Origin of the sequence: Bacillus sp. FJAT-22090 (assembly GCF_007676755.1) — a bacterium.
GTDB lineage: Bacteria > Bacillota > Bacilli > Bacillales_A > Planococcaceae > Psychrobacillus.
Map to the genome: position 1 here is coordinate 14,936 of NZ_VEBK01000021.1, position 16,824 is coordinate 31,759.

Consider the following 16,824-nt stretch of genomic DNA (forward strand, 5'->3'; position numbering starts at 1 on the left):
TGAAGTCTCATCTTTCTCACTTCATCCCGTTGGAGTCGCCTTCCTTCAGCTCCAATCTCCAATCTCCAATCCATCAAAATAGACGCTTTTATCTGTATATAATATCCATTAAAAGTTAGGAAATGGCTAAGCGAGACCAAATAGCTCGTGAAAGCAACCAATTCACTATGCAGAGCAACCAGTTTGCGCTTGAAAGCAACCAAATTGACAACGAGCGCAACCAATTCTCCACGACAATGCTAGAGGGCACTAATTATTATGCACTTTCCATGAAGAATCCTCTTAATTTAAATGGATTAGATCGTCCATTAAAATTTACGCAACATACCAGTCATTACTCGCAACATTATAGACCGGATGCGCAACATTTCACTACAAACTCGCAACATTTGGGACAGATCGAACTTTTTATGCTCGTATGCTGCCTCGTTATGCCCGCATAGTAACATTCTTTGCTCGGAGCGGAAGCAATTTTCTTTGATTTTCTCTTTAGGCGGTGGCTCATCACTCACCCCACGGAAAGCGTCCGTCCTGCAGCGGAAATCCAAGCGGTCACTTCCTTGCGACGTACTATCCCTATAACGCGAAAACAATTCTCCATAGGGAGGGTTTTTTTATATTTGGTTTATAATTATTTCTCTTTTTACATAAACTTTAAAGTTGGTTTTAAAAAATTTCGAAAATAGTTTGCTATAATTTAACTAAATATTACAACAAGGAGATGGGTGGATGCTGCAAGCGATTAATCTTCATAAGAAATACAAAACAAAAGAAGTAGTTCGCCAAGTGAATATGCAACTAGAAGCTGGTGAATCTGTTGGACTGCTTGGTCCGAATGGTGCGGGTAAATCGACAACTATTTCTATGCTGTCCTCTTTAATAGTGCCGACGAGCGGCGAAGTATTATGGCAGGGGAAGTCTATCAACAAAAATCCCAATGATTTACGCCGAGCACTAGGTGTGGTTCCACAAGAAATTGCTTTGTATCCGGAGCTTTCAGCAAAAGAAAACTTATACTTCTTTGGTCGTGTATATGGTTTGAAAGGACAATTATTAGCAGAACGAACGGAAGAGGTTTTACAAAAAATTGGGCTGATAGATCGAAAAAATGATACTGTGAAAACTTTTTCAGGTGGGATGAAAAGACGATTAAATATCGGAGCTGCTCTTTTACACAAGCCTTCGATTCTAATCATGGATGAGCCGACTGTAGGGATTGACCCTCAATCCAGAGCTTATATTTTGGATACTGTCAGACAGCTTGTAATGGATGGCATGACATTACTATATACAAGTCATTATATGGAAGAAGTAGAGTTGCTTTGCGACAAAATTTATATTATGGATCAGGGGGAAATTATTGCTCAAGGATCGAAAGAGGAGCTAAAATCGCTAGTTTCGGACAATCAAACAATCGAACTTAAAGCACATCTACTACCTGCTGAATTTGAAGATTCCCTAAAAAAGCAGTTTCCAACAGCAAGTGTTCGGAAAGAGGAAGAGTTATTATTAATTTCTTTACCTAAAAACGAAGAGCCCCTTGCTACTATTTTTGCTCTTGCTGCCGTTCATGAAATTACAATTACTTCTGCTGTCGTAAAAATACCAACACTAGAAGATGTTTTTTTATATTTAACTGGTAGAGCTTTAAGAGACTAAGGGAGGATATTTCATGTTATTTAGTCTAATCAGGAAGCAAATGAAGATGCTTTTACGCAACAAACAGCCTCTTATTATTTTGTTACTCATGCCGGTAGTGCTTGTCACTATTTTATCCACTGCCCTTGCTGGTGTGATGAATAGTGGAGGGGAAGTTGCTATTCAAGCAAAACTAGTTTTAATAGAGGACATGGCATGGGAGCAGGAAGAGGGAGCTATCAAAGAGTTTCTCAAGGAGCAAGGGGTTAGTGGATCTGCTCTAGATAATTTGCTGAATGAGCTTAAAAATAATGATCCTATTCAAATTTTAAGCTCTATATTAGCGGAGGCAGATGTGAGTAAATATATAGCTTTAGACAAGAGTAGATCCACTGAATTAGATAGCCTACGAAAAGATAAGGAAATTGATGGTATATTAATGATTCCAGCTGACTTCCGTTTACAATATGTACAGTCGGCTTATTTTAATAACAATTCAATACCCGATATAGACTTATTATTAAGCCAAGAAAATGAAATACGTGCCTCGATCATTCAATCTGTGATAAATGAGTGGCAAGCAGGTTATACAAAGTCATTAGCTTTGTCCAAAGTTGGAATTTCTCCGAATGAAGTGATGCAAAACAATCCAACAGTTGAGAAAGTAGAGCAGGCATTAAAAGAAAATGAGCGGAAAATTCCAGCTTCAATTTATTATACGGTCGGAATGCTTGTTATGTTTGCGCTATATATTCCGAGCTTTTTGGCTGGGTTTGCACTACAGGAAGTACAGTGGAAGGTATATGATCGCCTGTTATTAGCAGGTGTCTCCTCTACTTTATATGCTATTTCGATTTTCGTTACAGGTGCGTTTGTAGCCATTATGCAACAAATTATTATGCTGCTTTTCGGTAAATTTGTGTTAGGGATTGATTGGATAGGTTTAGAAGGAATGCTTGTGATTGTGTTGTCTTACAGCCTATTCATAGGAGGGCTTTCTGCTTTATTGACGACATTACAATTGCGAACGAAATCAGGGGGAGCATCCAATATATTTACTGGCCTAATCGTTTCTGTTTTCTCTTTTTTAGGAGGGTCTTTCTTCAATATCGGGGATGTCTCTAGTCTTCTTGCGAATATCGGAAACTTAACACCGAATGGGGCGACCATGACAGCTATCTTATCGATTCAGAGAGGGCAGGAGCTAGAAGTTATTTGGTCACATATGCCTGTTTTATATATTTGGCTTAGTCTTTGTGTATTGTTCTCGATTGTTTTATTTCCAAAAAGAGGGGTGACGTCATGAAAGGGATATGGCTTGCAAGACTCCAAAACTTAAAAAGAAAGCCGCTCGTTTTGTTGTCAATGACTGTCATGACTATTATTTTTGCGTATGTATTGAGCGGCAGTGTTGGTGGGAGTATCCCTTTTCTAGTTGCTACGGATAATACGTCTATCAGTAAACAAGTTTTGAAAAAGCTCCAAGGGGAAGATGATTATATAGCAACTGTTTTAACCGAAAAAGAACTGCGAAATATACTTGACGAAGAACAAGATAAAATCGGAGTATTACTCAATGAAAAAACGTATTCTGTGATTTCGAGTACAGATTCGGAAGTTGTGAGAATGCTCTCCCTTGAAATAGAAGCAGTATACAATAATCTTGCATTTCGTGACCAAGTAATTGCTAATAGTAGTGAAAGTACATGGGCTGAAGTGGAAAAAAACTTGGTGGAAGAACAGGCTTTTCAAATCAATATAACCCCAATGGATGATTCCCAAGTATTCAGGTATGACGGTGCCCTCCAAAGTTTGTTTGGATTTATGCTCTATTTTGTCTTTTATACAATCTCAATTAACGTACAGTTTATATTAGAAGATAAGCATTCTGGTATATGGAATCGTTTAAAGCTTGCGTCTATAAGCAGATTCCAATTGTATTTCGGACACTTATCTTTTAGTTATGCTATTGGATTTGTTCAGATGCTTCTCGTAATTTTAGTCTTTCGTGTTATTGTAGGAACGAATATGTACGGGGGTTTTTGGAAAGTAGTTATAATTGCTGGTTTCTATGTATTGCTAGTGATGGCATTCTCTCTATTTATCATCTCTGTTGTGAAGACGGTTAGCCAAAGCAGTGTTATTATTTCATTGCTCGCGGTGGCTTTTGCAATGATTGGAGGGGCATATTGGCCTCTTGAAATTGTCCAGTCAGAAAGTTTACTTGCGATGAAATGGGTATCTCCCATTTTTTATGGAATGGAAGCTTTGAAAAGAGTTACCATTTATGGGGAAACCTTAGGCGGGGTTATGACGTATGTAAGTATGATGATATTATTTGCTGTTTTGCTATTAGCAATAGGAATCACTTTACTAGAAAAAAGAACAGAGCGCTATCATTCTAGTGAATAGATGGGGGAGTTCGACATGTATTGGTGTAAAATTGCAAGAACTGAAAAGGAATTTGAAGCAATTGCAAAGTTAAACTATCAAACATTTGTGGAAGAAATTCCACAACATGAGTACAATCCAAGCGGGATGAGGATAGATCCGTTTCATCATGAAAATGTGTATGTCATTGTGTTAAAAGATCAAGAGCTTGCGGGGATGGTTGCGTTTCGTGCAGTCCGTCCTTTTTCGCTAGATTTAAAGCTTGGACCGGTAGAGGATTTGCTACCAAAAGATGCACTTAAAGGTCAATTGTGCGAGGTGAGGTTGCTAGCTGTCGATAAGGCGCATCGAAACGGACGGGTTTTCTATTATTTAGCACGGGCCTTATCCGACTATGCATATGAAAATGGGTATGGGGCAGCAGTTATATCTGGAACAATAAGGGAACAGAAATTATATAATCAGCTAGGTTTTGAACCTTTTGCAGGCACGGTTGGAACAGGAGATGCACTTTTCGTCCCTATGGTGCTGACAAGAGAGCGATTTGACTATTCGGTTGCAGCGCGTTTTAAGCAAAAAAGATATTCTTTTTATCCTGGACCTGTGCAACAATCGGAAACTATTCAACAAGCTTTTCTAGAAAAGCCGATTTCTCATCGATCACATGAGTTTAAAGTGATGCTCGAGCGCGTAAAAGTTGCACTGTTAGATATGAGTAGCGCGGCATATGTGCATCTTTTAGTAGGGAGTGGAACACTTGCTAATGAAGCAATGATTGCACAGTTACATGTATTAGATGGAAAAGGGGTAATCATTACTAATGGAGCGTTTGGAGAACGTTTAGAAAAACAAGCGGGAAGATGGGGACTTACCTATGATGTACAAGCCTACAAATGGGGAATGTCCTTTAATATCGAGGCAATTGAAAAGGTACTTGCAACCGGAAATTATAGTTGGTTACTTATGGCACACGGTGAAACCTCAACCGGGATGTTAAACGATTTAGAATCGTTAACGAGAATCTGTAAGAAGTACAATGTCCTTCTTTGTGCGGATTGCGTAAGCTCTTTTGGTGCACTTCCGTTTTCAATGGATGGTGTATATTTGGCTACTGGTGTGAGTGGCAAAGCAATTGGAACAATGAGTGGACTGGCATTTGTCTTTTCTAACACAGAAATAACTACTAGTGAAAATATTCCTTCGTATGTAGATATCGGATTGACTGCTAAGCATAATATTCCATTTACAATGCCATCTCAATTTGTGCTTAGCTTAGAGAATGCATTGAAAGCATATGGACGAGGGGCTAGATATGCATTATTACATAATCGTATGAAATTTATTAAAGAAGAAGTTAAAAAGCATCAGATAGAGTTATTAGCAGATCAAAACTATCCGATGATTTTTACATGGAAAGAGGAAGACTATCCTTATTTGGCGGAAGACGCTAGGATGTCTGGTTTTGATCTCCATTATAAAAGTGACTACTTGTTAGAACGAGGCTTACTTCAGATTTCCTGCATTCAACCAGATTTTGAAGATGCTTGGGTTAAATTTATGGGATGGTTGGATAATTATCGTACTTATCATGAGTGATTATTTATATAAATAGGACTACCATTATTGAAAAGAAGCGTAGTTCATTCGAGATAGTGTCTTCGAATGTACTACGCTTTTCTAATGTCTATCCTTTTATTTTTTCATAAGTGTTTAAGATAAATGTTTTATAGGGAGTGTCGGGCATTTGAGCAATATTCTCAACAGCTTTTGATATATATTCAAGTGCTTTTTCTTTTTGGTCTAGCTCTAAATAACATAATGCAATATACGCTTCTTTTTCATAAAGTATCGATAAATCGACTGGATAATGTAATACTTCCGGAATTACAACTGCCTCCAGTTTTTCGATTGCTTCCTCAAAATGATGAAGACCGTATAAGGTTTTGCCTCTTTCTAGTAAAAAGAAGGAGATAAATATTTTGTTCTTTATGTTTTTAATGGACAATGTGTTATATAAATCATCTGCTTCTTTGAACATTTTTTTATAAGAATTTAGGTAGTGCATCTCAATATAATAGGTGAAAATCTTCGAATGCTCGTCATCTGCAAACATACTATAAGCAAGGAGTTTTTGTAAATAATAATCCTTCTTCTCTTCATCTCCAACCATCATCGCATGAGTAGCGGCCATTCTATACAAGTTGTCGACTTGTTTGAATATCTTATGTTTATTTGAATACGCAATAGCTTCCTCCATTACACGAATAGCATCATCATGTTTGCCAACGGAAAAATAGAAGACGGCTTCTAAATAGTCGTAGTCCAAACGAGATAGAGGATCAATCCATAAAGGGTTCGCTTCAAGTTTTGCACGTTCCACCAGTAGGATATCAAGGGCTTCCTGATAATTGTGATTTGTAAATGGAATGATTGCAAATAATGTTCCTATTTCACCACGTTTTGTTGTTAAATTTAATTGTTCATACATCGTTGCAACATGTTTTAGAAGACTTTCCGATTTTTCTTGGTTATAAAATGATAAGCCTCTACAATACAACTCAAGTAAACGGGCAGCCTCATATCCTTGGGTTAGTTTTGGGACATATGGTTCTATTAAATCAACTATCTGTTGCCTTTCGTTAGTCAGGTTATCGTATTTCGTATTAGCTAATAACTCTGCTTTTTCTAGCACTTCCCTTAGTTCTTTCGTACTTACTTCTTCTAATAGTTCAGTCACATCAACATTCAATTGATTTGCTATATAATTTAAACTTTCCATTGAAGGGTTAGCTTTGTTGTTTTCGATTAAACTAAGCATTCCTTTTGTAAGTTCTGTGCCTGCTAGTGCCTCAAGCGTTATTTTTTGTTGCTTTCTTATTTTGCGTATTCGTTCGCCTAATGTCGACATATTATTCACCTCATATTATTAGTTTAATTATATTAAACTTTTAATTGAAATGGAAGATATATTATGGTATTATTTGTTTAATTACATTAAACATTTTGAAAAAGGGGAATATTCTATGGAGGAAATTTTAAAGCTTAAAAAAGCCACATATCATTTATGGACCTTTACAATTAGTAAGTTGATTTCAAGCTTTGGAGCGCAGGTGTATACTTTTGCGATTAGTTTCTATATTTTGCAGTTGACTGGATCTGCCGCAAGTTTTGCATTAAATTTGATCTGCAATATTTTACCGAGGACATTAGTCGCTCCTATAGCTGGGTATATTGCAGATAGATATTCAAGGAAGATGATTGTGATCATTGCGCAAATTGCTACAACTATAGCGATAAGTGGTTTATTAATCGTTAGTTTAACGTCTGATTTATCATTAGCAGCAATTTATACGACGACCGTAATTCTCTCGTTAACATCGCTTTTCTCTAGTGTTACATTTAGTTCTTCAATTACGGGACTTGTAGATGAAGGAAGAATTCAAAAAGCAATGTCACTGAACCAAATGTCTATTTCTTTTGCGGCAATTGGGAGCCCTGCAGTAGGTGGCTTATTGTATGGTGCAGTTTCTATGCCTGTATTTTTAATTATTTACATGGTCGCATCTATTATTGCGGTTATTTTGGAGTCAACTATGAATTTTACTTTATTTGCTAAACGAAAAGAAGTGGTGGAAGGGGAAGAAAAAGAGCCAATGCTCCAAAGCATGAAGGCAGGCTTCAATTACTTAATGCAACAACCGATTTTAAAAGTAATGATTATGATTTCTCTCCTTATCAATTTTCTATTCGGTGCATTTCAAGTAGGCTATTCTTTTATATTGATTGATAATTTAAAAATAGGTCCACAGCATTTTGGTTTTACAGAAGGTGCATTTGCGATTGGAATGTTACTTATGTCTATTTACTTTTCTGCTAGGAAAGAACTTAAATATCCTTTCTTAGTTTCTAAGTGGAGTATCGTTACACTTGGGGTATTGATGGGTGCAGTTTCCTTGCCATTGTTAGTAAGTATGTCTTATGTCATGACAGTTAGTTTTTACATTTTACTTATGTTCGGTTTCGGTGTCTCGATGATTGTTACAAATACTCCGATTCAAGTGATGATGCAAAAAATGATTGAAGATGACTATAAAGGGCGAGTGTTTTCTATAATAGAGACTTGTGCAATGGCCTTGATGCCTCTTGGTACGGTATTATTCGGTTTTCTCTACGATGTTTTACCAGCACCAGGTATTCTTCTTGTATCCAGTCTATTACTAATAGTAGTTGTGTTAATACTTGCAAGACCGTCTGTCGTTAGAACTGCTCATCCTGAGTTAAAACAAGGAAAGAAGGGTGCATCATTACCAGCAGCAACAATTGAATAAATAAAAATGCCAAGAAGAGGTGTGATCTCTCCTTGGCATTTTTGGTGAACTACAGCAAATTGAACCAATCGCTCAATCTCCCACTACATTTTTCAATGACTTGGTTGAACGGCGGAATGAGAAAATTAGCACAATCGACAAAACCGCTAATATACCAGATATCATATATATATTATCTGGCTGTACAGTAAATAGCCAAGCAAATAATAATGGGCCGATAATGCGGCCTAGATTGTCCATCGAATAAGCCATTCCAGCCGCAGTACCGTAACTTCCACCAGATTCCTTTGAAGTTAGCGATACAATTGTTGTTCTTGCAAGTGCGTTACCTGCTGTAAATACACATAAGGATAATCCTGCCCAGAAAATACTTGTCGTAAATACGGTTAAGAATAAACCTATTGCAGTGATTATCTGAGCGTATAATAACCATTTCGTTTCAGTACCATTTTTAATACGTCTAACTACACCGCCTTGAATAGCTGCATCGACAAATCCGCTAAACATAAACAGGTAACCAATTTGCAGAGGTGTAATTTCAATTCTTTCGATTTGGAACAATTGGAATGTTGCTTCTAGTCCAGCAAGCAAAAAAGTCACCATAAACGAGAATAAGAACAAATATTTTATACGATAACCCCATAGACTTGCAGCACCTTTTGGAAGAAGGGCTCGTTTGTTTGCTTCTCCAGAACGCTCTGGTTCTTTCAAAATAATGAAGGCATAAACAAAAATCCCAAGTAACAATAGAGCAGACACCGTGAATGGGAGCGCTAAGTTAACATGTCCTAGCACACCACCGATAGCAGGTCCAAAAATAAAGCCTAGACCGATAGACATACCTAGGAAGCCCATATACTTATTACGATTTTCTTCGTCAGACAAGTCTGCTGCAAATCCCGTTACTGCTGCGTATAATGCACCAGAGAATAATCCTCCGACAACTCGTGAAAAGTAAAGCATAAACAGAGAGTCAAAAAATAATGAAAACAACCAAAAACTTAAACTAAATCCTACTAGACCAACTAAAATAAGCGTTTTACGACCAACTCTGTCTGACAACATTCCCCAAAGTGGAGCCGTGAAAAACGATGCTAATGCATAGACAGTTAGCAAACCTCCGACATGAACTTCATGGTAATTTTGCTGTAAAATAACTTCTGGTAACACGGGAATGATAATTCCGAATCCTAGATAAACTAAGAATTGGATGGACATCAATATAAAAATGGTCTTTTTCATATATAAACCTGCCTTCTGCAAATCTTCTCACATATATATTACACGTTTCTATTTACTTTGACACGTTGTAAAGGGTGATTAGAAATGAACAGGAAAAAAAGCGAGCTATCCTCAAAATTAACAGAGGACAGCTCTTATGTTTAATAATTGCGAGGTTCGGATATGCTTTCCAAAGCGTTCGAAATTTCTTGTACATGGGGAAAAGGAAAAGCTAAGTCTGCCAATGATACGAATCCCACAAGTAATCCATTGTCCATTACAGGCAACCTGCGAACCTGATTTCGTGCCATAACAATAGAAGCGTCAGCAGTTGTGTCGTCAGGGGATACAGAAATAACAGATTTCGTCATAACATCTTCTACTTTACTTCTAACGTCTTTAGCGACTGAACGTGTGACAATATCCCGATCGGTAATCATACCAACTAATTTTTTATTGCTAACCACTGGCAAACAACCGATATCAAGCGTTCGCATTTGGTCAGCGACTTCATTTACATAATCTTGTGGATTGCACGTCACAACTTCTCTGCTCATCACATCTTTCACATTCATTAGAAATCACTCCTTTATGAGCTAGCTTGGTTTACAAAAGATTAAAATATGTAACATAAATGAAAGTTTAAAATGAGTAAAAAAGTGGTATGATAAAGAAGAGAAAAATTCGATTTCATTATGATAATTTTAATAAAAGAAAGAAACCTTTTTAACATTAAATCGTAATAATAAATGGAGAGGACGAGGTGGATAGAATGGCAAAGGAAGTTGATTTAAAGAAAATTGTAAGTAATCTTTCAAAGCTGGGTGTTACTGTTACAATGACAAAATCGAGACTTGACATACTTAAAGCGTTAGCACCACCAGCACAAACTCCCCACACGCAAAGTTAAAAAAAGGTGGCTTGAGTAGTTCGTATCTTTCGAACTTCTCAGCCATCTTTTTTTGTGTGTAAAAATGAAAAACAGTTGTGAAATAGCTAAGAGAATCCACTTATTTTGTAAAAGCAACCAATCACATAGTAAAGAGCTATCTCATCTAGAAGATAGCCCTTTAACAAATTCAATGAAGTTAAGATACGCTTAAAGAGCACTTTGAGCTGAGCTTAGCTTAGTCATCCTCATTTTTGGCGAACATATACGTCTTATGGTGAAATTTCATACTAAATACTAAACCAAGTGCGAGCATATTGCCCATAAGCGAACTACCACCATAACTTATGAAGGGTAGTGGTATACCGGTAATTGGCAATAGCTGGATCGTCATACCGATATTTTCGAATACATGGAAGGTAACCATTGCGATTATTCCTGCACATACATACGTACTATAAGCATCTTTTAGTTGCAGGGTAATTTTCGTCAAATGAAAAATAAGTAAAAAGAAAATACTTATAACAATACTAGTTCCAACGAATCCATACTCTTCACCAATAACCGCAAATATAAAATCGGTATGATTTTCAGGTACGTATACTACTCGTCCGCCATAGCCTTTCCCGAAAATCTCGCCTGAACCAATAGCATTTAGCGATGTGATTAAATGCATACCTTCATCAGAAGCATAAGAATAGGGATCTAACCAGGAATAGATACGTGCAAATTGGTATGCTTGCAACCCAAACTTGTCCTCCAAAAAGTCTTGCATATAAAGCGCCATCCAAAGTAGGGATGCCCCAATCGTAACAGAACCTAGCAATAGAGGAAGAATTATTTTCCAAGTAATGCCGGCTACAATAACTAAAGCTGCCGTAATTGCTATAAACACTAGAGCTGTACCAAGGTCGGGCTGTTCAAGAATAAAAGCTAATGGAACAATTAAAGTTATACCAATTTTTCCAAGCAAGATTAAATCTGTCTTTATCGTTTTCATCAGGTATAGTTCATGATGCTTTGTGATTAAACGAGCAAGAGCTAAAATATAAAAGGTCTTCATAAACTCTGCAGGTTGAATGTCCCCAATTGGTAAATGAAACCAACTTTTAGCGTTGTTTCTAGGTGCCACAAGCTCCATACTTCCTGGTAATATAAAGAGGACAGCGAGAAGAAATATACCAATACCATAAATAATCCAAGACATTTTTTTATATTGCTCGGGTTCAAAAAACATAACAAGCCCGACAATGACTGCCCCCACAACGTACCAAAACACTTGTTTAGACACAAAGTTCGTACCGGCATATTGACCAGTAGTTATTGCGGAAGAAATTGCAAGTAAGCTAACGATTAAAAATAATAATATGATAAAAGCAAGAGTCCAATCGAAGCGATCGGCAAAGCCTTTTTTGTTTTCCATAATAGTCACCTAAATTTCCTTCAAATTTACTTTATCATTATAGCTTAAATGAACATTTTTTGCTTGCAGCTATAAAGGACGATGATAGAAATATAGATGTTGCATTGGAAAAATTATGCTATTATAAAATGTAGAGTAAAGGAGTGAGTGTGGTGGCAAAAAAAGAGAAAGAAATAGAAGAGTATTTAGCGCATTTATATGTGCATGTAAATGAAATAGAGCATTTTGTATTGTTTAGTGGTATTTCTGTTCAACAATTTATAAGGTATTTCTCGGATTTGTCCGCTCTTTTATTGCTTAAGCATCGTTATGAAGATGCATCTTTTAATATTCATACCCAATTAGAGTTTGTCGTTCAGGATCAATATAACCGTTTTTTAAAGGATTTTGCAGAAAAACCTACCGCTTTATGCTTATTAGATTTCACAGATGAAAGAAAGTTAAATATGCTATCTCCTCAAGAGCAAGCAGAGCTTTTATATGTAGCACATAAGAAGGAGACATTCCGTTTACCGTTCTATCATCATCTTCAAAATAGATTTGTCTATTTAACGGATGAAGGAGAGCAAATAACCAAAATTTATTTTAGGGATACGGAGGATTTTCATAATCTTGTAGCCAGTGTTTTTAATCAACAAATAACAGAAAAAGCGAAGTCTACAGCCTTTTGGCGTAAAAAAAATAATATTGTTTTACCGGAGCTGACTGCGAAGAAAGTGGAAGCATACTCCGATTATTACGGTGATGGTGTATTGATGTCCTTATTTAAAATGAGTAAAACTAGTTATGGGATAGAAATTAGAAGTTTGCCTGAAAATATTTTTCCAGATGAAGTACTAGGTGATTTAAAACATCATTTAGAAAAACCTGCAGATTTCTTAATAGAGCTTTGAAACAACGCTTTTGCAATGTAATATTGCGAAGGCGTTTATTTTTGCCTTACTCATTAATATGCTAAAATGGGCGGATGAAAAGAACAGAGGTGTTTTAGAGTGGCTTGGTTATTATTAGTTATAGCAGGATTAACAGAGATAGTGTGGGCAATTGGCCTAAAGGAAGCGAATGGCTTTACTAAGATTATTCCCTCCATCGTGACAATTATTTTTCTAATCATAAGTTTTTTCTTATTTGCCAAAGCGATGAAGACGATTCCGATTGGAACGGCATATGCTATTTTTACAGGGATAGGTGCAGCTGGTACAGTGATGGTTGGGATTCTTTGGTTTAATGAAGAGGTTAGCTTTGGTAAGGTATTCTTTTTATGTGTATTACTCATTGGAATCGTTGGACTGAAGTTAGTCGATGACGAAGGGGAGGGTGCATAATGGAATGGATACTATTAGTGATAGCTGGTTTTTTTGAAGTAGCCTTTGTTGTCAATATGAAGCTTTCGGATGGTTTTAAAAATAGTAAGTATACATTTTTCACAGTGATTTCAGCAGCACTCAGTTTTTTCTTGTTATCGCTTGCATTAAAAGAGATTTCCGTTGGTACTGGATATGCCGTGTGGACGGGGATTGGAGCAGCTGGCAGTGTAGTGATTGGTATGTATTTTTTCCAGGAGAAAAAGAGCTTGAAGAAATTATTTTTCTTAAGTTGTATTATTTTTGGTGTGGTTGGGCTTAAATTATTTGCTTAAGTATTCATCTAACCAGACTGTCCGTGATAAACTAGAACTATCCAAAACGTGGAGGTTATTTACAAATGAAAATAAAATTAGGCTTACTATATGGCGGTAAATCTGCAGAGCATGAGGTATCACTACTTACAGCGAGAGCAGTAACACAGGCTATTAATTTTGATAAATACGAAGTATATCCAATATTTATAACGAAAACAGGGGGATGGAAAAAAGGAAAGGCTTTAATAGGACCTGCGGAAACGGTAAAAGAGCTTCAATTTGGTGAAGCGTCTAATAAACCAAATAATATCTCAAGCTTTTTACCTGAAGAAGGACCAAATAACGATGTGGCAGAAACAAAACGGAATGCTAGCCTGGATGTTATTTTTCCATTGCTTCATGGGCCAAATGGAGAAGATGGTACAGTGCAAGGCCTTCTTGAAGTATTAAACTTACCATACGTAGGAAACGGTGTTCTTGCCTCTGCTGCTGGAATGGATAAAGTCGTGATGAAGCAACTTTTTGCTCAAGCAGGATTATCCCAAGTTCCTTATGTTCACTTCATTCGTAAAGAGTGGAAGAACAATCAGGCAAGCCTCATTCAACAAATGGAAGAAAGTTTGCAATGGCCTTTATTTGTAAAGCCTGCTAACCTTGGTTCAAGTGTTGGTATTACAAAAGCTACAAATAGAGAAGAATTGGTGAAGGCAGTCGAGCTTGCGTTTAAATACGACCGTAAAATTATTGTAGAACAAGGAATCGTCGCTCGCGAATTAGAAATGAGTGTTTTAGGGAATGACAATCCGAGATGCTCAGTAGCAGGAGAAGTATTGCCGACAAAAGATTTTTATGATTACGAGGCAAAATATGAAGATGGCACTACAAATTATGCGATCCCTGCTGTTGTTTCTAATGAATTGCTGAAAAAAATGGAAGACGCTGCTATTCGTGCGTTTAAAGTGCTCGATTGTTCTGGTCTAGTTCGTGCGGACTTCTTTGTAACAGATCAAGAAGAAGTCATTATAAACGAAGTAAATACGATGCCTGGATTCACTCCTATTAGTATGTATCCAAAGCTTTGGATGGAATCTGGTCTGTCCTATTCTGGTTTGATCGAGGAACTAATCAATCTTGCAATCGAGCGTTATGAAGAAAAGCAACAGCTTGAGCATTCGAAGGACGGGGAGTGACCAAGTTGAAAAAAAGGTTAAAAGAAATTGCGACTTGGTTGGGGATAGACCCAGCAAGTGAACAAGATCCTCTTGTGACAGGGGTATCGATTAATACACGAACCATTCAACCAGGTGACATATTTATCCCGTTTCGAGGGGAAAATGTAAATGGTCATCGTTTTGTAGAAGATGCTTTTAAAAAGGGAGCGGCTGCATCTCTTTGGTTAAAAGACGAACCAAACCCTCCAAAGGATGTTCCACTACTATTTGTAGAAAGTGGTGAGAAAGCACTCCAGCAAATGGCTGAAGCATACAGAGCGGAATTGAACGCTACTTTTATCGGTATCACAGGCTCTAATGGAAAAACGTCCACAAAAGACTTAGTTGCTGGCATACTTTCCCCGTATTTCCGTGTGAAAAAGACGGAAGGTAATTTTAACAATGAATTAGGATTGCCTATAACGATTCTTTCGCTCGAAGAGGATACAGAATTTGCTGTACTGGAAATGGGGATGAGCTCATTTGGTGAGATTGAATTTCTATCCCAACTTGCAAAACCAATGTACGTAGTTATTACAAATATTGGAGAAGCACATATGCAAGATCTTGGCTCACGAGAGGGAATTGCAAAGGCAAAGTTTGAAATCATTGCAGGTTTAAATGAGCACGGACAACTTTTCTATGATGGAGATGAGCCATTACTTCGTCCGTTTGTAGAAAGTAACCCTTCTCTAATTTCTAAATCCTTTGGTGTAAACAAAGACAATGATTTGCGCATTGGGGAAGTGACATTTACGGAGCAAGGCAGTGCATTTCGTGTAGAAGGTATTTTAAATAAAGAAATGGCTATTCCTATACTTGGGGAGCATCAGGTTAAAAATACGTTAGCGGCTCTCTTGATCGCAAACGAAGTAGGTCTAACAACGGAGCAAATGAAGGCAGCGTTAAAACAAATCGTTCTAACAGATATGCGAATGCAAGTAATTGAGGCAAAGAACGACGCGATTTTTATCAATGATGCGTATAACGCTGCACCCACTTCCATGCGAGCGGCTATTTCTTTTATAGAGAAATCTACGATTAAACCTAATAAATGGCTAGTACTCGGAGATATGCTGGAGCTTGGTGAAAACGAGAAACAATACCATGAGAACATGAGCGAATTTATTTCGAGTGAAGTGTTTGCTGGGGTTTGTTTATTTGGACCAAGAATGGAATGGTTGTATAAGAAATTGTTAACGAACTTTACAGATGAACAACTCATTTGGGTGGAAAGTGATTATAAGCAAGTAATCTCATTTTTAGATAAAAACATAAATGATCAATCGATTGTTTTAGTGAAAGGCTCACGGGGAATGAAATTAGAACGAATCATTCAACCATTTCAAAAGTAAATTGTAGAAAGGAGTAGGGCAATATGAAAACAGGTGTCCTTTGTATTCACGGGTTTACCGGCGGACCATATGAAGTAAAACCATTCGTGGAGTATTTACAGGCAAAGACAGACTGGCAGATTGTTGTCCCTACACTTCCTGGTCATGGGGAAACGCTGGAACTAAATAACGTAACTGCAGAAAACTGGATGATGGAAGCAGAGTTGTGTCTTAGACAGCTTCAAAAAGAAGTGGATAAAATTGTCGTTGTGGGATTTTCTATGGGTGGTGTCATTGCGATGTATTTAGCCAATCGATATCCAATTGCTAAACTTATTTTGTTAAGTGCAGCTGCAAAGTATATTTATCCCTTACAGCTCTTGCAGGATATAAAAGAAATAACGAAAGAAGCGATTGCGGGAAAGCTTGAAGACAATATTTTGTACAAGCAATACAGTTATAAATGGAGAGCAACCCCAATCCATGCAACATTGGAATTTGTCCGATTAGTACGTATGGTCGAACCGTATTATGGGCAAATTACAATACCGGTCTGTTTAGTCCAAGGTAAAAAAGATGGAATAGTACCTTATACTACTGCCCAATTCTTATACGATCAACTTGGCTCTAAGAAAAAAGAGCTCATCTATTCGGAAACGGGTAAACATCATATTTGTTACAGTGAGGACTGTGAAGATTGGTTTGGTCTTGCATTAGCATTCTTGAGCGTCCCAGAGGAGGGAAGTGAATCGTCCAATTAACTAATAA

Annotated in this window: 17 protein-coding genes; 13 read left to right on the top strand and 4 right to left on the bottom strand. The window is 37.2% G+C overall.

Annotated elements, in window-relative coordinates; all coding sequences use genetic code 11:
* Positions 1–122: 122 nt before the first annotated feature.
* The 5 genes from FS486_RS18305 (at position 123) to FS486_RS18325 (ending at position 5,625) form a co-directional block, all read left to right on the top strand.
* Positions 123–443, top strand: coding sequence for a hypothetical protein (locus FS486_RS18305; protein ID WP_144513628.1), 321 nt, complete (start codon positions 123–125; stop codon positions 441–443).
* Positions 444–729: 286 nt separating this feature from the next.
* Complete coding sequence (locus FS486_RS18310; RefSeq protein ID WP_144513629.1) at positions 730–1,659, top strand: ABC transporter ATP-binding protein; 930 nt, start codon at positions 730–732, stop codon at positions 1,657–1,659.
* Positions 1,660–1,672: 13 nt separating this feature from the next.
* Entirely contained in the window at positions 1,673–2,944 is a 1,272-nt protein-coding gene (locus tag FS486_RS18315; protein ID WP_144513631.1) for an ABC transporter permease, read from the top strand.
* Positions 2,941–4,050 (top strand): ABC transporter permease, encoded by a 1,110-nt coding sequence (locus FS486_RS18320; protein ID WP_144513633.1) that lies wholly within the window; start codon positions 2,941–2,943, stop codon positions 4,048–4,050. The genes FS486_RS18315 and FS486_RS18320 overlap by 4 nt, the downstream gene beginning before the upstream one ends.
* A 15-nt stretch (positions 4,051–4,065) precedes the next feature.
* Positions 4,066–5,625, top strand: a complete 1,560-nt coding sequence (locus FS486_RS18325) for a GNAT family N-acetyltransferase (protein ID WP_144513635.1) — start codon at positions 4,066–4,068, stop codon at positions 5,623–5,625.
* Between the two features lie 88 nt (positions 5,626–5,713).
* Here FS486_RS18325 and FS486_RS18330 read toward each other — a convergent pair whose 3' ends face one another.
* Positions 5,714–6,937 carry a helix-turn-helix domain-containing protein gene (locus tag FS486_RS18330; RefSeq protein WP_144513637.1) on the bottom strand — a complete coding sequence of 408 codons (1,224 nt, stop codon included), beginning with the start codon at positions 6,935–6,937 and terminating at the stop codon, positions 5,714–5,716.
* A 115-nt stretch (positions 6,938–7,052) separates the two neighbouring features.
* Between FS486_RS18330 and FS486_RS18335 the strand changes: the two genes are divergently transcribed.
* On the top strand, positions 7,053–8,357 hold the full coding sequence (locus FS486_RS18335) for an MFS transporter (RefSeq protein ID WP_144513638.1): 1,305 nt from the start codon (positions 7,053–7,055) through the stop codon (positions 8,355–8,357).
* 72 nt (positions 8,358–8,429) lie between these two features.
* Here FS486_RS18335 and FS486_RS18340 read toward each other — a convergent pair whose 3' ends face one another.
* Together FS486_RS18340 and FS486_RS18345 are read right to left on the bottom strand one after the other, a co-directional pair.
* Positions 8,430–9,599: an MFS transporter gene (locus FS486_RS18340; RefSeq protein WP_144513640.1), complete on the bottom strand. Its 1,170-nt coding sequence runs from the start codon at positions 9,597–9,599 to the stop codon at positions 8,430–8,432.
* Positions 9,600–9,739: 140 nt separating this feature from the next.
* Positions 9,740–10,153, bottom strand: coding sequence for a CBS domain-containing protein (locus FS486_RS18345; protein WP_144513642.1), 414 nt, complete (start codon positions 10,151–10,153; stop codon positions 9,740–9,742).
* A gap of 197 nt (positions 10,154–10,350) precedes the next feature.
* On the opposite strand from FS486_RS18345, the gene FS486_RS20245 reads away from it, so the two are divergent.
* Complete coding sequence (locus FS486_RS20245) at positions 10,351–10,488, top strand: Lmo0850 family protein (RefSeq protein WP_170206517.1); 138 nt, start codon at positions 10,351–10,353, stop codon at positions 10,486–10,488.
* Between the two features lie 217 nt (positions 10,489–10,705).
* Here the strand turns inward: FS486_RS20245 and FS486_RS18350 are convergent, their stop codons facing one another.
* On the bottom strand, positions 10,706–11,890 hold the full coding sequence (locus FS486_RS18350) for an FtsW/RodA/SpoVE family cell cycle protein (protein ID WP_144513644.1): 1,185 nt from the start codon (positions 11,888–11,890) through the stop codon (positions 10,706–10,708).
* A 152-nt stretch (positions 11,891–12,042) separates the two neighbouring features.
* Here FS486_RS18350 and FS486_RS18355 point away from each other — a divergent pair, with 152 nt between their 5' ends.
* From FS486_RS18355 to FS486_RS18380, 6 genes are all read left to right on the top strand, one after another.
* On the top strand, positions 12,043–12,783 hold the full coding sequence (locus FS486_RS18355) for a hypothetical protein (protein ID WP_144513645.1): 741 nt from the start codon (positions 12,043–12,045) through the stop codon (positions 12,781–12,783).
* 99 nt (positions 12,784–12,882) lie between these two features.
* Positions 12,883–13,215, top strand: coding sequence for a DMT family transporter (locus tag FS486_RS18360; protein WP_144513647.1), 333 nt, complete (start codon positions 12,883–12,885; stop codon positions 13,213–13,215).
* On the top strand, positions 13,215–13,529 hold the full coding sequence (locus FS486_RS18365) for a DMT family transporter (protein ID WP_144513649.1): 315 nt from the start codon (positions 13,215–13,217) through the stop codon (positions 13,527–13,529). The genes FS486_RS18360 and FS486_RS18365 overlap by 1 nt, the downstream gene beginning before the upstream one ends.
* A 65-nt stretch (positions 13,530–13,594) precedes the next feature.
* Positions 13,595–14,701 carry a D-alanine--D-alanine ligase gene (locus tag FS486_RS18370; protein ID WP_144513651.1) on the top strand — a complete coding sequence of 369 codons (1,107 nt, stop codon included), beginning with the start codon at positions 13,595–13,597 and terminating at the stop codon, positions 14,699–14,701.
* Positions 14,702–14,706: 5 nt separating this feature from the next.
* Entirely contained in the window at positions 14,707–16,077 is a 1,371-nt protein-coding gene (locus tag FS486_RS18375; protein WP_144513653.1) for a UDP-N-acetylmuramoyl-tripeptide--D-alanyl-D-alanine ligase, read from the top strand.
* A 23-nt stretch (positions 16,078–16,100) separates the two neighbouring features.
* Positions 16,101–16,817, top strand: coding sequence for an alpha/beta hydrolase (locus FS486_RS18380; protein ID WP_144513655.1), 717 nt, complete (start codon positions 16,101–16,103; stop codon positions 16,815–16,817).
* Positions 16,818–16,824: the final 7 nt, after the last annotated feature.

Coding starts and splice junctions, on each gene's coding strand:
- FS486_RS18365 (WP_144513649.1), top strand. CDS start 13,215: ATGGAATGGATACTATTAGTGATAGCTGGTTTTTTTGAAGTAGCCTTT.
- FS486_RS18310 (WP_144513629.1), top strand. CDS start 730: ATGCTGCAAGCGATTAATCTTCATAAGAAATACAAAACAAAAGAAGTA.
- FS486_RS20245 (WP_170206517.1), top strand. CDS start 10,351: ATGGCAAAGGAAGTTGATTTAAAGAAAATTGTAAGTAATCTTTCAAAG.
- FS486_RS18315 (WP_144513631.1), top strand. CDS start 1,673: ATGTTATTTAGTCTAATCAGGAAGCAAATGAAGATGCTTTTACGCAAC.
- FS486_RS18325 (WP_144513635.1), top strand. CDS start 4,066: ATGTATTGGTGTAAAATTGCAAGAACTGAAAAGGAATTTGAAGCAATT.
- FS486_RS18350 (WP_144513644.1), bottom strand. CDS start 11,890: ATGGAAAACAAAAAAGGCTTTGCCGATCGCTTCGATTGGACTCTTGCT.
- FS486_RS18380 (WP_144513655.1), top strand. CDS start 16,101: ATGAAAACAGGTGTCCTTTGTATTCACGGGTTTACCGGCGGACCATAT.
- FS486_RS18330 (WP_144513637.1), bottom strand. CDS start 6,937: ATGTCGACATTAGGCGAACGAATACGCAAAATAAGAAAGCAACAAAAA.
- FS486_RS18345 (WP_144513642.1), bottom strand. CDS start 10,153: ATGAATGTGAAAGATGTGATGAGCAGAGAAGTTGTGACGTGCAATCCA.
- FS486_RS18320 (WP_144513633.1), top strand. CDS start 2,941: ATGAAAGGGATATGGCTTGCAAGACTCCAAAACTTAAAAAGAAAGCCG.
- FS486_RS18305 (WP_144513628.1), top strand. CDS start 123: ATGGCTAAGCGAGACCAAATAGCTCGTGAAAGCAACCAATTCACTATG.
- FS486_RS18340 (WP_144513640.1), bottom strand. CDS start 9,599: ATGAAAAAGACCATTTTTATATTGATGTCCATCCAATTCTTAGTTTAT.
- FS486_RS18335 (WP_144513638.1), top strand. CDS start 7,053: ATGGAGGAAATTTTAAAGCTTAAAAAAGCCACATATCATTTATGGACC.
- FS486_RS18370 (WP_144513651.1), top strand. CDS start 13,595: ATGAAAATAAAATTAGGCTTACTATATGGCGGTAAATCTGCAGAGCAT.